General features: G+C 44.2%; 19 protein-coding genes and 1 pseudogene. 4 read left to right on the forward strand and 16 right to left on the reverse strand.

What is annotated here, in order from left to right:
• Positions 1–20 precede the first annotated feature (20 nt).
• The 3 genes and pseudogenes from K1I94_RS08380 to K1I94_RS08390 form a co-directional block, all read right to left on the reverse strand.
• Positions 21–875, reverse strand: a pseudogene (locus K1I94_RS08380) (SDR family NAD(P)-dependent oxidoreductase).
• A gap of 11 nt (positions 876–886) precedes the next feature.
• Entirely contained in the window at positions 887–1,456 is a 570-nt protein-coding gene (gene rnmV / locus K1I94_RS08385; protein WP_398578212.1) for a ribonuclease M5, read from the reverse strand.
• Positions 1,449–2,219, reverse strand: a complete 771-nt coding sequence (locus tag K1I94_RS08390) for a TatD family hydrolase (RefSeq protein WP_223315042.1) — start codon at positions 2,217–2,219, stop codon at positions 1,449–1,451. The genes rnmV and K1I94_RS08390 overlap by 8 nt, the downstream gene beginning before the upstream one ends.
• A 235-nt stretch (positions 2,220–2,454) precedes the next feature.
• Between K1I94_RS08390 and K1I94_RS08395 the strand changes: the two genes are divergently transcribed.
• The 3 genes from K1I94_RS08395 to K1I94_RS08405 are packed head-to-tail and all read left to right on the forward strand — an operon-like array spanning position 2,455 to position 4,576.
• Positions 2,455–2,931 carry a DUF2975 domain-containing protein gene (locus K1I94_RS08395; protein ID WP_223315043.1) on the forward strand — a complete coding sequence of 159 codons (477 nt, stop codon included), beginning with the start codon at positions 2,455–2,457 and terminating at the stop codon, positions 2,929–2,931.
• Between the two features lie 8 nt (positions 2,932–2,939).
• A complete protein-coding gene (locus K1I94_RS08400; RefSeq protein WP_002899126.1) occupies positions 2,940–3,158 on the forward strand; it encodes a helix-turn-helix domain-containing protein in 219 nt (72 codons plus the stop codon).
• Positions 3,159–3,160: 2 nt separating this feature from the next.
• Positions 3,161–4,576 (forward strand): DUF4153 domain-containing protein, encoded by a 1,416-nt coding sequence (locus K1I94_RS08405; protein ID WP_223315044.1) that lies wholly within the window; start codon positions 3,161–3,163, stop codon positions 4,574–4,576.
• Between the two features lie 130 nt (positions 4,577–4,706).
• Here the strand turns inward: K1I94_RS08405 and K1I94_RS08410 are convergent, their stop codons facing one another.
• The gene (locus K1I94_RS08410) at positions 4,707–5,267 is read right to left on the reverse strand and encodes a DNA-3-methyladenine glycosylase I (protein WP_002916579.1); all 561 of its coding nucleotides are present in this window, start codon (positions 5,265–5,267) and stop codon (positions 4,707–4,709) included.
• Between the two features lie 11 nt (positions 5,268–5,278).
• Positions 5,279–5,743 carry a pyridoxamine 5'-phosphate oxidase family protein gene (locus K1I94_RS08415; protein WP_223315045.1) on the reverse strand — a complete coding sequence of 155 codons (465 nt, stop codon included), beginning with the start codon at positions 5,741–5,743 and terminating at the stop codon, positions 5,279–5,281.
• Between the two features lie 24 nt (positions 5,744–5,767).
• On the opposite strand from K1I94_RS08415, the gene K1I94_RS08420 reads away from it, so the two are divergent.
• On the forward strand, positions 5,768–6,385 hold the full coding sequence (locus tag K1I94_RS08420) for a helix-turn-helix transcriptional regulator (protein WP_223315066.1): 618 nt from the start codon (positions 5,768–5,770) through the stop codon (positions 6,383–6,385).
• A 61-nt stretch (positions 6,386–6,446) separates the two neighbouring features.
• On the opposite strand, the gene rpmH is transcribed toward K1I94_RS08420, so the two are convergent.
• The 11 genes from rpmH to K1I94_RS08475 all read right to left on the reverse strand — a co-directional run bounded on the left by rpmH (position 6,447) and on the right by K1I94_RS08475 (position 17,339).
• Positions 6,447–6,581, reverse strand: coding sequence for a 50S ribosomal protein L34 (gene rpmH / locus K1I94_RS08425; RefSeq protein WP_002893904.1), 135 nt, complete (start codon positions 6,579–6,581; stop codon positions 6,447–6,449).
• Positions 6,582–6,719: 138 nt separating this feature from the next.
• A complete protein-coding gene (locus tag K1I94_RS08430) occupies positions 6,720–7,352 on the reverse strand; it encodes a ribonuclease P (protein WP_223315046.1) in 633 nt (210 codons plus the stop codon).
• Between the two features lie 49 nt (positions 7,353–7,401).
• Positions 7,402–8,427, reverse strand: coding sequence for an RNA-binding cell elongation regulator Jag/EloR (jag, locus tag K1I94_RS08435; protein ID WP_223315047.1), 1,026 nt, complete (start codon positions 8,425–8,427; stop codon positions 7,402–7,404).
• Between the two features lie 21 nt (positions 8,428–8,448).
• Positions 8,449–9,264, reverse strand: coding sequence for a YidC/Oxa1 family membrane protein insertase (locus K1I94_RS08440; protein ID WP_223315048.1), 816 nt, complete (start codon positions 9,262–9,264; stop codon positions 8,449–8,451).
• A complete protein-coding gene (gene rnpA / locus K1I94_RS08445; protein WP_002917781.1) occupies positions 9,248–9,607 on the reverse strand; it encodes a ribonuclease P protein component in 360 nt (119 codons plus the stop codon). Before rnpA ends, K1I94_RS08440 begins: the two co-directional genes overlap by 17 nt.
• Before the next feature lie 148 nt (positions 9,608–9,755).
• A complete protein-coding gene (gene argH / locus K1I94_RS08450; protein ID WP_223315049.1) occupies positions 9,756–11,141 on the reverse strand; it encodes an argininosuccinate lyase in 1,386 nt (461 codons plus the stop codon).
• 14 nt (positions 11,142–11,155) lie between these two features.
• Positions 11,156–12,355: an argininosuccinate synthase gene (locus K1I94_RS08455; protein WP_223315050.1), complete on the reverse strand. Its 1,200-nt coding sequence runs from the start codon at positions 12,353–12,355 to the stop codon at positions 11,156–11,158.
• Between the two features lie 174 nt (positions 12,356–12,529).
• On the reverse strand, positions 12,530–13,165 hold the full coding sequence (locus tag K1I94_RS08460; protein ID WP_011837576.1) for a DUF6287 domain-containing protein: 636 nt from the start codon (positions 13,163–13,165) through the stop codon (positions 12,530–12,532).
• Between the two features lie 89 nt (positions 13,166–13,254).
• Positions 13,255–14,712 carry a glutamate--tRNA ligase gene (gene gltX, locus K1I94_RS08465; RefSeq protein WP_002916599.1) on the reverse strand — a complete coding sequence of 486 codons (1,458 nt, stop codon included), beginning with the start codon at positions 14,710–14,712 and terminating at the stop codon, positions 13,255–13,257.
• A gap of 106 nt (positions 14,713–14,818) precedes the next feature.
• Complete coding sequence (locus tag K1I94_RS08470) at positions 14,819–15,598, reverse strand: alpha/beta hydrolase (protein ID WP_002893923.1); 780 nt, start codon at positions 15,596–15,598, stop codon at positions 14,819–14,821.
• 73 nt (positions 15,599–15,671) lie between these two features.
• Positions 15,672–17,339 (reverse strand): ribonuclease J, encoded by a 1,668-nt coding sequence (locus K1I94_RS08475; protein ID WP_223315051.1) that lies wholly within the window; start codon positions 17,337–17,339, stop codon positions 15,672–15,674.
• Positions 17,340–17,651: the final 312 nt, after the last annotated feature.

Here is a 17,651-nt window from a genome sequence, read left to right on the forward strand (position 1 = left end):
GTTTTCTCTTTTCTAATTATTTATTCATTATCTTTTAAGGAGGTCATTTGCCCTAGCAAGGTGTAAAGTTTTTTCTGCTCTTCTTCCTCGTAAGCAAATGCGTTAGCCTCTACTTCTCTGCATTTCTCGTCATACAAAAAGCCCTCATAACCATCTTCTGTAGATAAGGCTGTATAAACTTTCGCCATTTCTTCAGGACTAATCGAAAATCTCGACTTAATTTTATACAGATTTTTCATAAAAACGCTGAGATGATCATAGCGACGCATATCTACTTTGACATTGGTTACACGGATGGCCTGAATTTTGATGCCTTTCCACTGTTTCCGCATATAAAGCGACAGCATCAACAAGGCCAGTTTGTTCTGATAATAGGTCTTAGCAGGACTGTAATGTTTTTAACCAGATAAATTTTCAAAATCAAGCTTCATGAAAGGATAAAGCATCAGTCCTTGGGAAGAAATATTAATAATTCGACCACTTTCTGACTTTTCCAACAAGTCTTTCAATAAGGAAGAAAGCAAGAAAGGAGCAACCACGTTGGTCGCAAACTGCTTTTCTAATCCATCTTTGGTTATCACAGGACTTTTGATTGATAAATCAAAATCAGCCGCATTGTTAATTAAAACATCTAAAGTCTCTTCTTTGTGGATATACTGTTCCACTGCTTTCCTGACACTTTTCATATCAGATAAATCAACCAAGATATAATCTACATGCGGATTTTCTGTTTGTTGACGGATTTTCTCACAGGCTTGCTCAGCAGCTGCTTTTCGCCGGCAAAATAAGGTCACTGACCAGCCCTTTTCAGCTAATTGTTTTGCAGCCTGATATCCAATACCACTATTGCCGCCCGTAATAATTACTTTTTTCATTCCTTACTCCGTTAGACTGAATACTTACGCATGGCTTCTTCCACTTCCGCCAAAGTCACCCCAAACAATTCCAAGCGCTTGAGCAGTTGCTTGCCATTGGAATAGCCGATACGGAGCTCTTCTCCCAGATACTCTCGACGCTGACGGCTGTCACTTCCCATAAGCAGACCTAGTCGTACGAGGTCGCCTTTGGTGATATCAAAATTATCCTCATCATCGAAATATCCGACCAGCCCAGCTAACGCCTGCTGTAAATCCTCAAATGAAGCGTGTTCCACCCCAAGTGATTTACCCTTGTTCTTAGACTTAGGGGTCGCCTCATCTCGACGGAGAAAGGCATGCTGAGCAGTTGGCACTGCCTCCATAATCATTCGACGGATACGCTCACCGTTGTAGTCTGGATCGGTAAAGACAATAACACCACGCAGCTGGTGCAGTTTCTCAATCCGCTCTAGGTCTTCTTCATTGATAGCGGAACCTCTCGTCTCGTAAGTGTCAACTTGGTAAAATCGCTGCAGATTGGCCGTATCATCCTTGCCCTCAACGACAATCACCTGGGGGATTTTTATCTTCTCAGTCAAGCCCAAACACCTTCTTTGCATTATCATAGGTCGCTTGCGCTACTTCTTCGACAGGCAACCCACGAAGCTCAGCAATTTTCTCTACAACATAGCGAGTATAGGCTGTTTTGTTTTCTCGGCCACGCTTGGGAACGGGCGCCAGATAAGGTGCATCAGTCTCAACGAGAATTTTGTCTAAAGGCAGGCTCTGCGCAGCCTCCTGAATATCCGTCGCTTTCTTAAAGGTGACGACCCCAGAAAAGGAAATCATCATTCCCAGCTCAATAAAGCGCTCTGCCATTTCCAAAGAACCCGAATAAGAGTGCATAATACCGCCTCGAGGGCCGACACCCTCACTCTTGATAATCTCATAGGTATCCTCCAATGCGTCACGTGTGTGAACGACAAAGGGCAGGTTCAGCTCTTTGGAGAGCTGGATTTGCCGGCGAAACACCCACTCCTGAACATCCTTGGGCGCAGTCATCCAGTGATAGTCCAGCCCAATCTCGCCTAGAGCCAGCACCTTGGGGTGACGAAGCTTGTCCAGTAGATAAGCTTCCACCGCCTCATCATACGTCCCAGCCTCAGTCGGGTGCCAGCCAATCGTAGCATAAAGCTGATCATAGCTGTCGGCCAACTCCAAGGCGCGCTCAATGGTTGGTCGGTCAAAACCGACAATATTTATTTTGCTGACGCCCGTTTCTGCAGCCAGCTGCAGCTCCTCTGCCTCTCGACCAGCAAATTCTTCCACATTTAAATGCGTGTGTGTATCAAAAATCTTCATGGTTTACTTCCTTGTATTTCCTGTCCTTTATTATACCAAAAATCAGGCGAAATATTCATCCTCTTCTGCTCCGTTATTCTCCAGACAAGAAATCCATATCTATAAAAAAGAAATTTTTATAAAATTCCATCTAGTCCTTAAGACCGATTTTATCTTTTTTCGATAGTTTTTTATTGATTATCGATAAGAGTCGTGTTATAGTTACTAAGAAATGAAACGTTAGTCGGAGGAAATTATGACAGACAAAGTGAAAAAGACTGCTGAAGATATGAGCATTACTCTTACAAAAATCAGTATCAGCCTTTTATTTATTGCTTCCATTATCCTGATTGCCCTAGGACCTTGGGTCGTCAATCTAGTTATCGAATTTCCCTCTCCTTTCTTTCAAGGAGAGACACGCTTTTGGACCTTGCTGCTGTTTGGCTATGTCCTAGGCTGCCTGGCTCTGGCCTGCATTGTCCATCTCTATCGACTCCTAAGCCGCATTGGTAAAAATCAGGTTTTTATCACACAAAATGTTCAGTACATGCGCTATCTTGGCTGGGAAGTGGGCACTGTTGCTCTTATCTCCCTCTTTATGGGACTGACAGCCTATTTGCCCATGCTCTTAGTCACTGTTTCCTGTAGCATCTTGACTCTGATTATCCGTGTCATCCGCAATGCCTTTGGCAAGGCCATTGAGCTACAGGATCAAGTGGACTACACTATTTAGGAGGTCTTATGATTCAGATAAATTTAGACCTTGTCATGGCACAAAAGCGCATCAGCGCTGGCCGTTTAGCAGAGTTGATTGACCTAACACCAGCCAATCTATCTATCCTAAAAAATAATCGAGCCAAGGCTGTCCGCTTTTCAACACTCAACGCTCTCTGCCGTGAATTAGACTGCCAGCCTGGCGATATTTTGGAGTATATCCCTGACGATGAGGAGGAGAAATAATTATGGAATATCCAGCACAAGAACAGATGAATGTCCAGACTTGTCTGCCCGCAGAAGCAGAACGACAGACCATCTTCACAGGCCTAGAGGACAAGCAACTGCGATTCTTTAAAATCAGCTATCCAATCCTCTATCTCTTAACCTACTTTTACTCTGCAGTATTTTTTAATTATCAAACGGCATCCTTTTTCCCTTTTGCAATCGGTCTTATATTGCTAAGCGAAGCCCTAATCAGGAAATTGGCCTATCCATCTCTACAGATAAAGAATCTTGACAGCAGATTAGAGGCTAGAAGCTTTCTGATCATGACGTTAGCTCAAGCCCTAGCTTTAAGTCTCTGGGGACTTCATCGCCAGCTAGAATTTTTTCAATTTCTGGCCATCCACATCTCATTCGCCTTCTATATTCTGTCCCGTACCGGCTGGTTAAGCCAGGGACGTTTGGGGATTCTGGTCTGGTTTGACACCATTCAAGCCTTCTGCATCCTGCCCTTTAAAAATTTCATTGCTGCTATTTTAGTCTTTATAGAAGGTAAGCAGCAGGACTCTTCCGCCAGCTCTGACAGTCTGTCTTCGAAGAAAGCCCAACAGCTCGCGATTATCGTCAGCAGCTTCTTTGTCGCAGGAATCTTGGTCTACTTTGTCTGGTCCCAGCTGAGTCAGGTTTCAGACAGCTTTGCCTCCTTCTTCAGCAATACCGCTGATTTCATTGAGAATCTCCTTGACTCCCTCTTTTCAAGTCTTGATAGCAGCATGATTCTCTTCAAGGCCTGCCTGGCTGTTCCTGTCAGTCTGTACTTGTACGGCTTCCTAGCCGGCAGTCTGTTAGGCAAAAAAGATACTAAACTTAGCTACAAAAAATTCCAAGCAAGTATCCACCCTTTGCGAGTAGCACCCGCTTTCGCAGCCTACATTATCATCGGCAGCCTTTGCCTGACCTATGCGCTCTTCTTCCTGACGGGTCTGGGTGAGCTCGGTCAGCTCCTAAGCGCCGGAACAGTAGCTCAGGCTATTTCTCCCCAGAATGCTTCGACTGTTGCCGTGGCTGGCTTCTGGCAGCTGGTTCGGGTGTCTATCCTTAACTTTGCAGTCCTAGGTGTCTTCTATCTGATTGCCAAAAAGCCACTCTGGGACCAGAAAGGGACGCGATTCGCAGCTACTATCCTCTTTATCTTTACGGGTCTGCTGGCCTTGCTAGCTGGCTGGAAATTATTTGGCATCTATATCTACCTTTACGGACCAACACCGCTGCGCTTGATTTCAGCTTGGTTCATCCTAGTTCTCTTAGTCTGGTGCCTACTGACCCTGATTCGTTTCTATAAACCTATCCAAGCTATCCGCATCGGTATCTTTTACGCCCTGATAAGCTTTACCTTACTCTGCTATCTGTATCCAATACTTTTACCAGTAGCAAAATAAGCAACTGTACTTAACTATACACAAAAAACCAGAAAGAAAATCAATTTCTTTCTGGTTTTATTCTCTTTTTATATCATTTACCAGCATTCGATAATAGACCGCTCATTCTTCTAATTCAAAGGAAAAATGATTATATTCTAAAATCACAGGTCAGCAAATGATCATTGACCATGCCAATTGACTGCATAAAGGCATATACAGTCGTAGAACCAACAAAAGAAAAACCTTTCTTTTTGAGTTCTTTGCTGATTTTATCGGATAGATCCGTTCGAGCGGGCACCTCTTCAATACTGGACCATGAATTGACAATCGGTCCATTCTTTACAAAAGACCAAATATAAGAATCCAAACTACCATATTCTTCTTTTAGTTTTAAATAGGCTTTAGCATTTTTTATAACTGCCTTTATTTTCAGCCTATTTCGTATCACTCTTTGATCACTAAGCAATTCTTCAATCTTCTGCTCGTCATAGTTGGAGAGTATTTCAGGATTGAAGTTTTCATAAGCCTCTGTCATAGCATCCATTTTTGACAAAATAGTTTGCCAGCTCAAGCCCGCCTGCTGGCCTTCTAAAATCAACATTTTAAAGAGTTTATGCTCGTCATGCACAGGTCGCCCCCATTCATGGTCATGATAATTTCTCTCAAGCTCACTATTTTCAGCCCAATCGCACCTTTTTATCTCAACCATCTATTTTCTCCTTATAGTTTGACTTTCTCAACTTGATTATTATCTAAAACCAAGAAAGCATCAGAAAAAGAGACTTCAAAAAGCTGCAAAGAGTTTATGTGTTGCTCAATAATATCTTGATAATAAGGATACTTCTGGATAAAAACGCTTTTTATATCCTCAATAGAAAGCTGGCTTTCTTTGACTCTCCCTTGAATCCGGACATACCTCCCATCACCTTTCGGGACTGTTGTAAGAGCAATACGATTATTGGTTGCCAACTCTTGAATTTTTTGACTATTTTTAAATGAGATAAAGAACAATTTCTTTGTATCCTCATCATAGTAAAAATTTACAATTCTTACATTTGGGATATCCTTTACAGAAGTTGCTAGGGCCATTTCTGTCTGTTCTGCCAATAAGGCCTTAAAATATTGATTCATATTTGACTCCTTTATTATTTTCTCTAAAACTAGTATAATATAAAAAGGTATCATTTTTTGAAACCATTTAATAAAAATATGGAGTTTAGCATGAATAAATCTCAAAGAATTAACGATATGCTTATTTTTCTCAATAAGAAAAGACGATTCAATCTAAAAGATATTATGAATCGATATCACATTTCAAAAAGCACTGCCCTTCGTGATATTGCCAGCCTTGAAACGTTAGGCATTCCAATTTATTCTGACTTAGGCCGGAATGGCAGTTATAAAATTCTTAGCAACGACTTGTTATCTCCTATTATTTTCTCCATAGATGAAATTTCTGCCTTGTATTTTTCCATGCTGACTCTGGAAAACTACAATATGTGCCCTTTTGATATTGACCTGCAAAAATTAAAAGAAAAATTTGAAAACTCGATTTCAGAACAGCAGTTAAGCAAGATCACAAAAATTGAGAAAATCCTTCAACCAGAAGTCAGAAAGACAATCAACAATTCTCAGTTGCGAATCATTCTTGATATTTTATTGCACAGGCAGGAAGAATTTTTTCCAATTAAGTATGAACAGCAGTCTCTTCAGGTTCAATTTATCAAACTATTTAGTCTCAAAGGGGACTGGTATGTGGAGGTCATAAATAAAGACACTGGCCAAAAAGAGGAACTGTACTGCCAGTCTATTGACTTTTACCCATAAATTAAATACAAAAAAACCAGCGGTCTCGAGTCTCCGCTGGTTTCTTGATAAATCGTTTGGATTAAGCAGCCAAAACTTTGCGTCCTTTACGACGGCGAGCTGCCAATACACGACGACCATTTTTAGTTGACATACGGTGGCGGAAACCATGTTTACGCGCACGACGGATTTTACTTGGTTGATAAGTACGTTTCACGATGAATACCTCCTCTTAGATTCTTGTATTCGTTTAGCCGGCTAGTTGTGATCAGTTACTAAACATACTTTACCATTCTATATGATTCTGGGGCTTTTGTCAATACTTACTTAAATAACTTTCTCTTTGTAAACGTAATCATATAACCCGAGTCGCTTCATAAAAGGGAATCAAGGCTGTCATGGCCTCCTGCAGCTGGGACAGCACTTGCTCTCTTGAAGCAGCCTGAGAAAGGGGAATATCGTATTTGACTAAGACCTTACGAACCTGACCGGCCGCTAGCTGCTGAATAAGAAGCTGGCGATTTTCCTCAGTGCCTTCAAAACGCTGACTCACACCATCTATCTGAGCAAAATAGTAAGCTGGCGGCTGAATGGGCAGTTCCAAGACCCGATTTTGCTTGCTGAGGCTGTACTCATCTTTCTTGCGCTCCATGAAGCTCACCTCCAGCGACACTCCAAAATCTTCTGCAGTTCCATACAAGCGCAGGGCAAACATTGGCTCTGTGATTTCCCCATAGCCTTTAAGATAATTCCAAAAATGGGGCCGCAGTATCTGCGCCTGATTCATCCACTGGCTGGTTCGCTCCAAGGTCAGCTTAGGATAGAGGCTCTGAAAATCCTTGACCAAATCCGCAAATTCCTTGCGTGCCGCCTGGCCCTTAGCTCTCAACTCCAACATAGACTCACGCAGCTGCCCTGCCTTGTCTGGAGATATATACTTAGCCCCTTGATGAGGCAGATAACTTTCAATAGCTGGAAAAAGTGACATAAAAAATCCTTTCTATATATAAAAACCAGCATCTCTGCTGGCTTTCTTTTTATTCGCTATCAATATCCACGACGACATAGCGGTTAGGCTCGTCGCCTTCGGAATAGCTAGTCACGCCATCGATGCGAGAGATGATGCGGTGGATAATTTTGCGCTCGCTGTTAGACATAGGGTCAGTGTGCTGACCGCGTCGGTCTTCCAAAGCCCGCTGAGCCAGTTTCTGCGCATAGCTTTGCAGCACTTCTGCCCGATGCTCAACATAATCATTGACATTAATAGAAATGTAGAAGCTCTTAGAATATTGGTTATAAAGATAGTTTTGTGCCAATAGCTGCAGAGCTTTCAAGACTTTTCCGTGGTAGCCAATCACGCGCCCCGGTTCATTGGTATCAATCTGCATGTTGATAGTTCGGCGGTTGTGGCTGCTGGAAATGCCCGCTTCCACATCCATCTCATCAACGATTTTCTGAACATAGTTCGTTACGTTTTCAACTACCTCTTCAATATCGTAGTCAGCTTCGACTTGGATGCCTAAGTCAGCAAAAGAGCTTTCTTCTGTTTCTGTCGGCTCAGCCTTGTCTTTAGCTGCTTGTTCAAAAGAGATAACCTTGCTATCGTCCGCTTCTGCTTGAGCAACTGCCTCATCAATAGCTTGGTTGGTCTTGAGAAGATCAATGGTGCCAGTCTCTTCTAAAATCGTATTGGCTTGCTTGTCATTTTTGAGAATTTCAGCCTTGACCTCATCCGAGATAACTTCGCCTTCTCCTTCAACCTTCTTGATGGCAGCTACCACACGGCCCAAATCAACCGTTGCTTCACTGACAGACTGCACAGGCTCATTCTGAGCATTAATCTCTTCGGGAACACCTTTCACAGCTTTTTGATTAGCCTTGACAACTGTCGTCTCAGCAATCAGCTCGACATCCACCTGAGCCGGCTTCTTGCCAAACAAGCCTAAAAAGCCTTTTTTCTCACGTGAAATAACAGTGATATGCGCTCTCATACGTGGAATATCCAACGTTTTCAAACCATTTTGAATGGCTTCTTCAACACTTGCTCCTGTAAAAATAACCATTGCAAGAGTCCTCCTTCTTACTTACTTTTTCTTTTTCTGTGCTTTTTTCAGGGCACGTTTCTTTTTCTGTTCCAATTGACGCTCGGACCGTTCCTTGGCTTCCCGCTCGGCAATGATTGTGAAAGGATTGCTCAGCAGCAAGGTCTGAACCACCTGATAAGCATTTGAGACCGCCCAGTAGAGGGCCACCCCGCTCGCTGCATAGAGGGCAAAAAAGAAAATCACAACTGGCATCAGGTACATCATGACTGTCATCCCACCATTTCTCTCAGGCAAGGCCTTGTTTGAAAGCCACGTACTGAGGAAAGTGAAGAGAGCCGCCAACAACGGAAGAATAAAGGTCGGATCTGTCGCTCCTAGATTGAGCCAGAGGAAGTGACCTGTCTTCATGAAATCAACCCGAGTTAGGGCTTGAAACAGAGCCAGGAGCACTGGCATCTGGATAAAGAGCGGAATGAATGAGGCATAGGGATTAACACCCTTTTCTTTGTAGAGCTTTTGAGTTTCCTCAGCCAAGGCCGTTCTGCTCTCCATATCCTTACCAGGATACTTTTCCTGTAGCTGCTTGATATGCGGCTGCACTTCCTGCAGCTTACGCGAAGAAGTCGTCTGGAATTGGAAGACCGGCAGGAGAACTGTCCGGATAATCAAGGTAAAGAGAATAATCCCAATCCCCTTGCTGCCACCAAAGGATAGAAAACGAATGGTGTCCGCAAAGAAATAGACCAACTTCTCCCAAAAGCCATGTGAATCGGCCGTTACTTGACTGGTTCCGCAGGCTGTGAGAAAGAGCAGCGAGGCAACCAGCAAAATCCCTAATTTACTTTTCTGTTTCACAAATGAATCCTTCCTGATAAAGTTTAGCAATCTTTAATACATGCAATAAATTTTGTTCAACTTGGTGGTAGTCCAACTCTTCCACTCCTTTGCGAGCGATAACTACGAAGTCTGCCTGGACTAACTGTTTCTGATGCTGCATCAAGACATGGCGAATTTTTCTTTTAATACGATTACGAACCACTGCGTTCCCCAGCTTTTTACTGACGGAAATTCCAACTCGAAAATGCTTTTGCTCTTTTTCTAACATGTAAACGACAAATTTTCGATTAGCAAAACTCTGTCCTCTTTTAAAAATCGCATTAAAATCTTTTTCGCTCTTGACGCGATAGTTTTTTCTCAAAACTCAACTCCATCCACCAAAATTATATCTATTATACCATATTTTTCGAAAATGCCAATAAGAGCCGCTATGACGCTGTTTTTGCAAATATTTAAAAGGTTGATTCACCAAAAAAACACCGCAATTTCCTTGCGATGTTCCCTATATCTTATTCCTTTTCCAGCTGTTTTTTCGCTCTTTCCAACTCCTGACGGATCTGTGCAAATCCCGTCCCGCCAAGGGAATCCCGTTTTTGTACAGCGGTCTGCGACTCAAGTGCTTGATAAATATCTTCCTCAATCATCGACGACACTTCCTGATAGCGGCTCAGTGGGATATCCTGTAGATAATAGCCTGCCTTGCTGCATTCCAGCACCAACTTTCCGACAATCTCATGGGCTTCCCGGAAAGGAAGTCCTTTCTTGGCCAGATAGTCAGCCAATTCTGTCGCATTGGAGAAGTCTTGCTGGGTTGAAACCAGCATTTTTTCTTTGTTTACTGTCATACTAGACAGCATACCCGCCATAATATCCAGCGATTTTTGGATGGTATCTACTGTATCGAACATACCTTCCTTGTCTTCCTGCAGGTCCTTATTATAGGCCAAGGGCAGGGATTTCATAACCGTCAGAAGGCTGAAGAGATGGCCATAGACCCGGCCGCTCTTACCCCGAATCAGCTCCGCCATGTCCGGATTTTTCTTTTGCGGCATAATGGAAGATCCAGTACTAAAGGTGTCTGACAGGCTGACAAAGCCATATTCATAGCTGCACCAGTTAATCAGCTCCTCACAGAGACGAGACAGATGCATGATGAGAATGCTGCTGTTAGATAGAAACTCCAAGATAAAATCTCGATCACTGACCGCATCCAAGGAATTGTGGTAAATGCCTTTGAAGCCCAACAAATCAGCTGTCAACTCCCGGTCAATCGGAAACGTTGTCCCCGCCAGAGCCGCCGCTCCTAAAGGAGACAAATCTGTATGCTCCAGATTAAAGGCAAAGCGCTGACTATCCCGGCTGAACATCTGATAATAGGCCAGCAGATGATGAGCAAAGCTAATCGGCTGAGCATGCTGCAGATGGGTATAGCCTGGCATGATAGTCTCTACATGCTCCTCAGCCAAGTCCAGCAGCACCTGGCGCAAATTCAAGAGTTTATCCGCAATCTGACCGAGCTGATCCTTGAGATAGAGGTGCATATCTGTCGCCACCTGGTCATTACGAGAGCGAGCCGTATGAAGCTTACCAGCCACTGGCCCAATCTCCTCGGTCAGAAGAGCCTCCATATTCATATGAATATCTTCATTACGGACATCAAACTCAAGCTCTCCAGACTCATAACGTGCCAACAGCTTTTCCAAACCTGCCTGAATAACAGCTGCTTCCTCTGGAGCAATGATTCCTGTCTGCCCCAGCATTTTGACATGGGCTAGGCTGCCTTGCAGATCATAAGGAGCCAGACGATAGTCAAAGCCAATGCTGGCACCAAATTCTTCTACCCAGCCTTCCAGAGAGGCTTCAAAACGTCCGCCCCACAGTTTATGATTCGCCATAGGAAAGCACCTTTCTATTTATCTTTGTGAGCCTGGACCTCTGCGTGAACCTTAGACGGAAGCCCCCATAGCTTGATAAAGCCAATTGCGGCATCCTGATCAAAAGTATCTGCACTGGTATAGGTAGCCAGACTTTCGTCGTAGAGAGAATTGTTAGATTTACGCGCTACGACTGTCGCAGACCCCTTATAAAGCTTCACCTTAGCTGTGCCATTGACCACCTGCTGGGTGGACTTAAGGTACGCAATCAAAGCTTCTGTCGCTGGATTAAACCAGAGGCCATTGTAGATGAGATTGGACAGCTCGTTTTCGATAATCGGCTTAAAATGAGCTAATTCTCTAACTAGAGTCAGATCCTCGATTTCCTTGTGGGCAGCCAAGAGAGTCACCGCCCCAGGGCATTCATAGATTTCCCGAGACTTAATCCCCACCAGACGATTTTCCACATGGTCAATCCGGCCAACACCGTGCTGTCCAGCTAGGTCATTCAGCTCAAGAATCAAGTCCGCCAGCTTCATCTTTTTACCATCTAAAGCAACTGGCACACCTGCCTCAAAGTCAATATTTACATAGACTGGGCTGTCTGGCGCTGCTTCTGGTGCAACTGTCAAATCATAAGCGTCTTCTGGTGCTTCATTCCAAGGGTTTTCCAAGACACCACACTCATTGGCCCGTCCCCAAAGGTTTTGATCGACTGAGTAAGGACTATCCAGATCTGCTGGAATTGGCACACCATTAGCTTTGGCGTAATTAATTTCTTCTTCCCGAGACCATTTCCACTCCCGAACCGGAGCAATGACCTTGAGACTGGGATCCAAGGATGCGATAGCCACTTCAAAACGTACCTGATCGTTTCCTTTTCCGGTACAGCCATGGGCAATGGTTGTCGCCCCCGTCTTGTGGGCAATTTCAACCAATTTCTTAGAAATCAAAGGTCGGCTCAGAGCGGACACTAGAGGATATTTTCGTTCGTAGAAGGTGTGTCCTTGCAGAGCAACCAAGACGTAGTCTTCTGCAAACTCGTCTTTAACATCAATAACATGTGATTCGATAGCGCCAACTTTCAGCGCCTTGTCATGAATGAAATCCAAATCATTTCCTTCACCTACGTCCATGCAGACCGCGATCACATCATAATCCTTGTCCAGCCAAGTAATGGCCACCGAAGTGTCCAAGCCGCCGGAATACGCTAAAATGACTTTCTCTTTAACCATATGATTACCTCTATCCTTCTACATTTTATTTTTAAACATTCTACTGTATGAAAATGCGAATGTCAAGAGAAATTTTAATATTTATTAAAATAAAAGCGTTTTATCGATTTTTATTCAAAATCAATATATTATATACTGGACTCAAAATAAGAAAAAAGAGTCCGTCAAGACTCCTTATTTTACACGGTAAAAAACATCGGGATGTTCGGAAACGCTCTGGGTGATGATGAAGCGATCTTGACTGGTATCAGTCGGATCCGTCCCATTGACAGTCTCCCCAGCTGGCAGACTCTTTCCTGCTGGAATGATAAGAAAGGCAGCACCGGTTTGGTTTTTCCAACGAATCCCTGCTCGGTAAATCCCATTTTCATCTGGCCCAGAGTAATCTCCTGTCTCAAGCTTGGCAACATCTGACTCGATACCAGACGCATCGAATGTATAACTGTTCCCTTTGGCATCCTGCCAAGTACCAATCATGCTGGAAAAATCTCCAGAAGCAATAGCCTTCATATCCAAACTAGAAGTTGATGCCGTCTCTTTCTCTCCTTTGCTAGTTTCTTTGGTAGACTTTTCAGCTTCAGTTTCCGAATTCTGCTGAGAGCCAGCATCAGAAATTTCTTGACCATCCGCTTGACCATCAAGTTCGCTCGAATTGCTCTCTCTTTCAGACTTTTTAGAAGATGCAGAGCTAGTCGAACTTGCTTTAGAATTGTTGGAAGTAGGAGTCGTCTGCTCTTTCTTTTGGTTACAGGTTACTAGCACGAGTAAAGCTACTAACCCTCCAACCAAGATAATGATCCATTTTTTCATTTTTCTCTCCTTAAAGGATTTTCTTATTACAAGTGTGACATAAAAACAAAAATTTGCAAAGTAAAAACCAGCTCGAAAGCTGGTTCATCTTATTGAATTTGATTCAGCATGTTTTCGATATGCTGGATGGATTTTTCGCGTCCAAGCAAGTAAATCGTATCTGGCAGCTCTGGTCCATGCATTTCACCCGAAACGGCAATCCGAATCGGCATAAAGAGGTTTTTGCCCTTGATTCCTGTCTCTTTTTGGACAGCCTTGATCTGCGGGAAGATATTCTCCGTCACAAAATCTGCATCCGACATAGCTTCTAGCTTTTCCTTGAATGCTGTCAACACAGTCGGTACCGTTTCACCAGCCATAACCTCACGCTCCGCATCTGTCAACTCTGGGAAGTCCGCAAAGAAGAGGTCTGTCAGCGGCACGATTTCATCCACAGACTTCATTTGTGGTTTGTAGAGCTCAACAAGCTTTTCTGCCTTATCTGTCAAACGGCCCGCTTCTTCCAAATATGGCTTAGCCAAAGCGAAGATTGTGTCGAAATCTGCATTCTTGATGTATTCGTTGTTCATCCAGTCCAGCTTCTTCTGGTCAAAGGCAGCTGGGGACTTGCTGAGACGTTTTTCATCAAAAAGCTCAATCAATTCTTGACGGGAGAAAATCTCATGCTCGCCGCCAGGATTCCAGCCCAGCAGTGCAATAAAGTTAAAAACTGCTTCTGGCAGGTAGCCCTTCTTGCGATAATCCTCGATAAACTGCAAGGTATTGGTATCGCGCTTGGACAGCTTCTTGCCAGTTTCAGAGTTGATAATTAAGGTCATGTGCCCAAATTCTGGCGCTTCCCAACCTAGAGCTTCATAAACCATGAGCTGCTTAGGTGTGTTGGCAATGTGGTCATCTCCCCGAATAACGTGCGAAATTTCCATCAGATGGTCATCAATAACCACAGCAAAGTTGTAAGTTGGGTAGCCATCTTTCTTCTGGATAACCCAGTCACCACCGATATTGCCACCCTCGAACTCAATTTCGCCCTTGACCATGTCAGTCCACTTGTAGACACCAGCTTCATTGACAGCCAGACGAACCGTCGGAATAATGCCCGCTGCTTCGCGCTCAGCAATATAGGCTGCCTTTTCTTCCTCAGACATACCTAGAAACTCATTGATATAACGCGGCGTTTCACCAGCTGCTTCCTGGCGTTCACGTTCAGCCGCTAATTCTTCCTCGGTCACATAGGACTTGTAAGCCAAGCCCTTGTCCAAGAGTTCATTAACGTATTTTTGGTAAATATCCAAGCGCTCAGACTGACGGTAGTTTTCGTGAGTCTCAGGACTCTCATCCCAGTCAATACCCAGCCAGCGTAAGTTTTCAAGCTGTGAGCGTTCTCCGTCTTCTACATGGCGCTTGCGGTCTGTATCCTCGATACGGATAATGAATGTTCCACCATAGTGACGAGCATAGAGATAGTTAAAGAGCGCAGTCCGCGCATTTCCGATGTGTAAAAGTCCAGTCGGACTTGGTGCATAACGCACTCGAATCGCTTTTGTCAAAGTTCCATTCTCCTATTTGTATTTCGGGGAATCATTCCCACTCCGATTTTCAAACGTAATCATTATATCATACTCTGAGGGCAGAATACGACTTTACAGTCTATTTTTACGACAGGCGCTCTTCCAGCTGGAAGTCGATAGGAAGCCAGGCCAGCACATTCTCCAGCTGCTTTTCCCAGTAATACCACTCATGCTTACCTGGACTGTGGCTGTAAGTAATCTCCAAACCTAAGTCTTGCAGGTTTTTCACTGCCTTCTGATTGGCCTTGTAGAGAAAATCTTCTTCGCCACACCAAGCCCAAAGCTTGGTTTTTTTATCAGATTGCTTGGCTATACTCTCCAGCGAATGGGGGCTGCTGGTCCAGTCCTTATAGTCTCCAAAAACTCCTCGCCAATAGGCTGGCGTTGCCATTTCAGCATTATCTGGACGAGCATCAAGAAAACTCAAAGCGCCTGAAAGACTAGCCGCGTATGAAAAGCGGTTAGACTTGAGAGCCAGCTTAAAGGCTCCATATCCGCCCATGGAAAGACCAGCGATAAAATTCTTCTCCCGCTTATCCGACATATTTGGGAAAAAGCGCTTGAGCACCCGAGGCAGCTCCTCAGCGATAGCTTCGTAATAGTTAAAGCCGTACTGAGTATCGGTGTACCAGCCATTGCTGGTATTAGGCATGACAACAATCAAGTTGGTCGAGCGAACCAGACGCTCAATATTTGAGCGCTTGAGCCAGCTATTGTGATTCCCGTTCATACCATGAAGCAAGTACAAAACAGGAATGTCCTTATCATCCGGCTTGTCCACACGAGCTGCGTCCGGATAGAGGACATTAACGCCCCATTCCATCTCCAAAGCCTCAGAATAATACTCTATTTTCATCACTGCCATTCGCATTTCTCCTTCTATCTTTCTGACAAGAAAAAGCCGAAGCCCGACTTTTCTTGTATTTGTGTTCAGATTTTTACCGCACTTCCATAACAACTGGCAAAATAGCTGGGCGACGCTTGGTTTGATCAAAGAGATATTTGGCCAGACTGTCACGGACAGCACCCTTCAGCTCACCCCAGTCAAAGCTATCCTGCGCCAGATAGTCTTCCACGGTTTTATTGATAATGTCAGAGCTTTCGCGCAAAATATCTCTGCTCTTCTTAACATAGACAAATCCACGGGTATGTACTTTAGCCTTGGAAATGATTTTCTTTTCCTTACGGTTAACTGTGAGTGCCACGATGAAAATACCATCTTCAGACAAGACCTTGCGGTCGCGGAGGACGATATTACCCACATCGCCAATCGCATTTCCATCAATCATGACATCTCCAGCTGATACTGCACCAGCTGGCACAAAATCACCATGGTCGTATTCCATGATGCTGCCACGCTTAGGAATGAAGATATTTTCCGGCAGCATGCCAACTTCCATGGCAGCCTTGGCATGAGCATCCAGTCCGCGGTACTCACCCTGAATAGGGAAGAGGTACTTAGGCTGCAGCAGGTTAATCATGAGCTGCAAATCACGCGCATTCCCGTGACCTGAAACCCGCAGGTTTTGGGTAATCAGCTTGACAATGCCCCCCGCCTGATAAATCATATTTTCCACGCGAGCCACGACCGCTTCCTTGGCAATAGAAGGCGTTGTTACGATGTAAATCAAATCACCTTCCTTGATTTCCACATAGCGGTGACGGCCAATTGACATCTTGCGCAGGCCATTGATAGGCTCACCCATCCGGCCAGTCTCCAAGATGATCAGCTCATGATCTTCAAACTTAGACATTTCCTTGGGCTTGATCAAAAGGCGTTCGTCCACCAAGGACAGCTTCTTGAGGCGGATAGCCGTACGAACGATATTTTCAACATCAAAGCCTGTCAAAACCACTCGGCGGCCAGTCTCTGCAGCTGCATCAAAGACCTGCTGGATACGAGACAAGTTGCTGGCAACCGCCGCAACAATCACGCGGCCATCCCAGTCAGCAATCGTATCTTCGATTTCCTTGCCGACCTCGCTCTCACTAGCTACCTGAACAGTGCTGTCTGCATTGGCTGAATCACTGAGCAAGGCTAGAACACCCTCGCGGCCAATCTCAGCCAGACGGCTAAAGTCTGTCGCGTAGGACGGACTGGCTGACTGGTCAAACTTGAAATCGCCTGTATAAACGATACTGCCCTTTCTGGTCTTGATGACAACTCCCAAACTCTCAGGAATCGAGTGGGTCGTCCGGAAGAAGGAAACCACGGTTTTGCCAAATTCAATCTCAGTATTTTCATCAATCACATGGAAATCATTGAACTTCTTAACTGCATCGTTGTTTTTGACAAACAGCTTGGCCAGCTCGATCGTCAACTCTGATCCGAAAACTGGCACCTTAGCATCTGCTAAAAGATTTGGCAGAGCACCAATCGCATCTGCGTGCCCGTGTGTCAGAAAGACACCCGCAATCCGCTTCTTGTTTTCAAACAAATAGTCCATATTGGGAACGACATAATCCACACCCAACTGCTCATTTTCTGGGTACTTCAGCCCAACATCCAATACAAAAATGGAATCATCCACTTCGGCAACGTAGAGATTTTTACCATTTTCACGCACGCCGCCCAAAGCAATCAGTTTAATATTGCTCTTGCTCATTTTTTCTCCTATTCAATTTTCAGAATCTCACTTTTATCAAAGATTCTTTATTTTATTACTAACGGTCCTTGGCTAGCCAAGTCGAATTACAGTCTTGCAAACCAAAGGTTCGCATATCCAACCTATTATAGCATTTTTTCATGTTTTTTCAAAGTCAAGTGTGTCTTCTTAGCGTACTTGACTACAAAAAACGACCTCTAGCTTTACTCGGCTAGAGGTCTGGTTTACTTCGCTGGTATGAGAGCAATCAGTTCATCCAAGGTGTAACTGAATAACAATTTTTTATTTATTGTTTTTATTATTTTTTATAAA

Source organism: Streptococcus sanguinis (assembly GCF_019929145.1).
Lineage (GTDB): Bacteria > Bacillota > Bacilli > Lactobacillales > Streptococcaceae > Streptococcus > Streptococcus sanguinis_U.

Excerpts from the sequence above, each read along its gene's own strand:
- K1I94_RS08390 (WP_223315042.1), bottom strand. The coding sequence starts at position 2,219 with ATGAAGATTTTTGATACACACACGCATTTAAATGTGGAAGAATTTGCT.
- K1I94_RS08395 (WP_223315043.1), top strand. The coding sequence starts at position 2,455 with ATGACAGACAAAGTGAAAAAGACTGCTGAAGATATGAGCATTACTCTT.
- K1I94_RS08400 (WP_002899126.1), top strand. The coding sequence starts at position 2,940 with ATGATTCAGATAAATTTAGACCTTGTCATGGCACAAAAGCGCATCAGC.
- K1I94_RS08405 (WP_223315044.1), top strand. The coding sequence starts at position 3,161 with ATGGAATATCCAGCACAAGAACAGATGAATGTCCAGACTTGTCTGCCC.
- K1I94_RS08410 (WP_002916579.1), bottom strand. The coding sequence starts at position 5,267 with ATGGTTGAGATAAAAAGGTGCGATTGGGCTGAAAATAGTGAGCTTGAG.
- K1I94_RS08415 (WP_223315045.1), bottom strand. The coding sequence starts at position 5,743 with ATGATACCTTTTTATATTATACTAGTTTTAGAGAAAATAATAAAGGAG.
- K1I94_RS08420 (WP_223315066.1), top strand. The coding sequence starts at position 5,768 with ATGGAGTTTAGCATGAATAAATCTCAAAGAATTAACGATATGCTTATT.
- K1I94_RS08430 (WP_223315046.1), bottom strand. The coding sequence starts at position 7,352 with ATGTCACTTTTTCCAGCTATTGAAAGTTATCTGCCTCATCAAGGGGCT.
- jag (WP_223315047.1), bottom strand. The coding sequence starts at position 8,427 with ATGGTTATTTTTACAGGAGCAAGTGTTGAAGAAGCCATTCAAAATGGT.
- argH (WP_223315049.1), bottom strand. The coding sequence starts at position 11,141 with ATGGCGAATCATAAACTGTGGGGCGGACGTTTTGAAGCCTCTCTGGAA.
- K1I94_RS08455 (WP_223315050.1), bottom strand. The coding sequence starts at position 12,355 with ATGGTTAAAGAGAAAGTCATTTTAGCGTATTCCGGCGGCTTGGACACT.
- K1I94_RS08460 (WP_011837576.1), bottom strand. The coding sequence starts at position 13,165 with ATGAAAAAATGGATCATTATCTTGGTTGGAGGGTTAGTAGCTTTACTC.
- K1I94_RS08470 (WP_002893923.1), bottom strand. The coding sequence starts at position 15,598 with ATGGCAGTGATGAAAATAGAGTATTATTCTGAGGCTTTGGAGATGGAA.
- K1I94_RS08475 (WP_223315051.1), bottom strand. The coding sequence starts at position 17,339 with ATGAGCAAGAGCAATATTAAACTGATTGCTTTGGGCGGCGTGCGTGAA.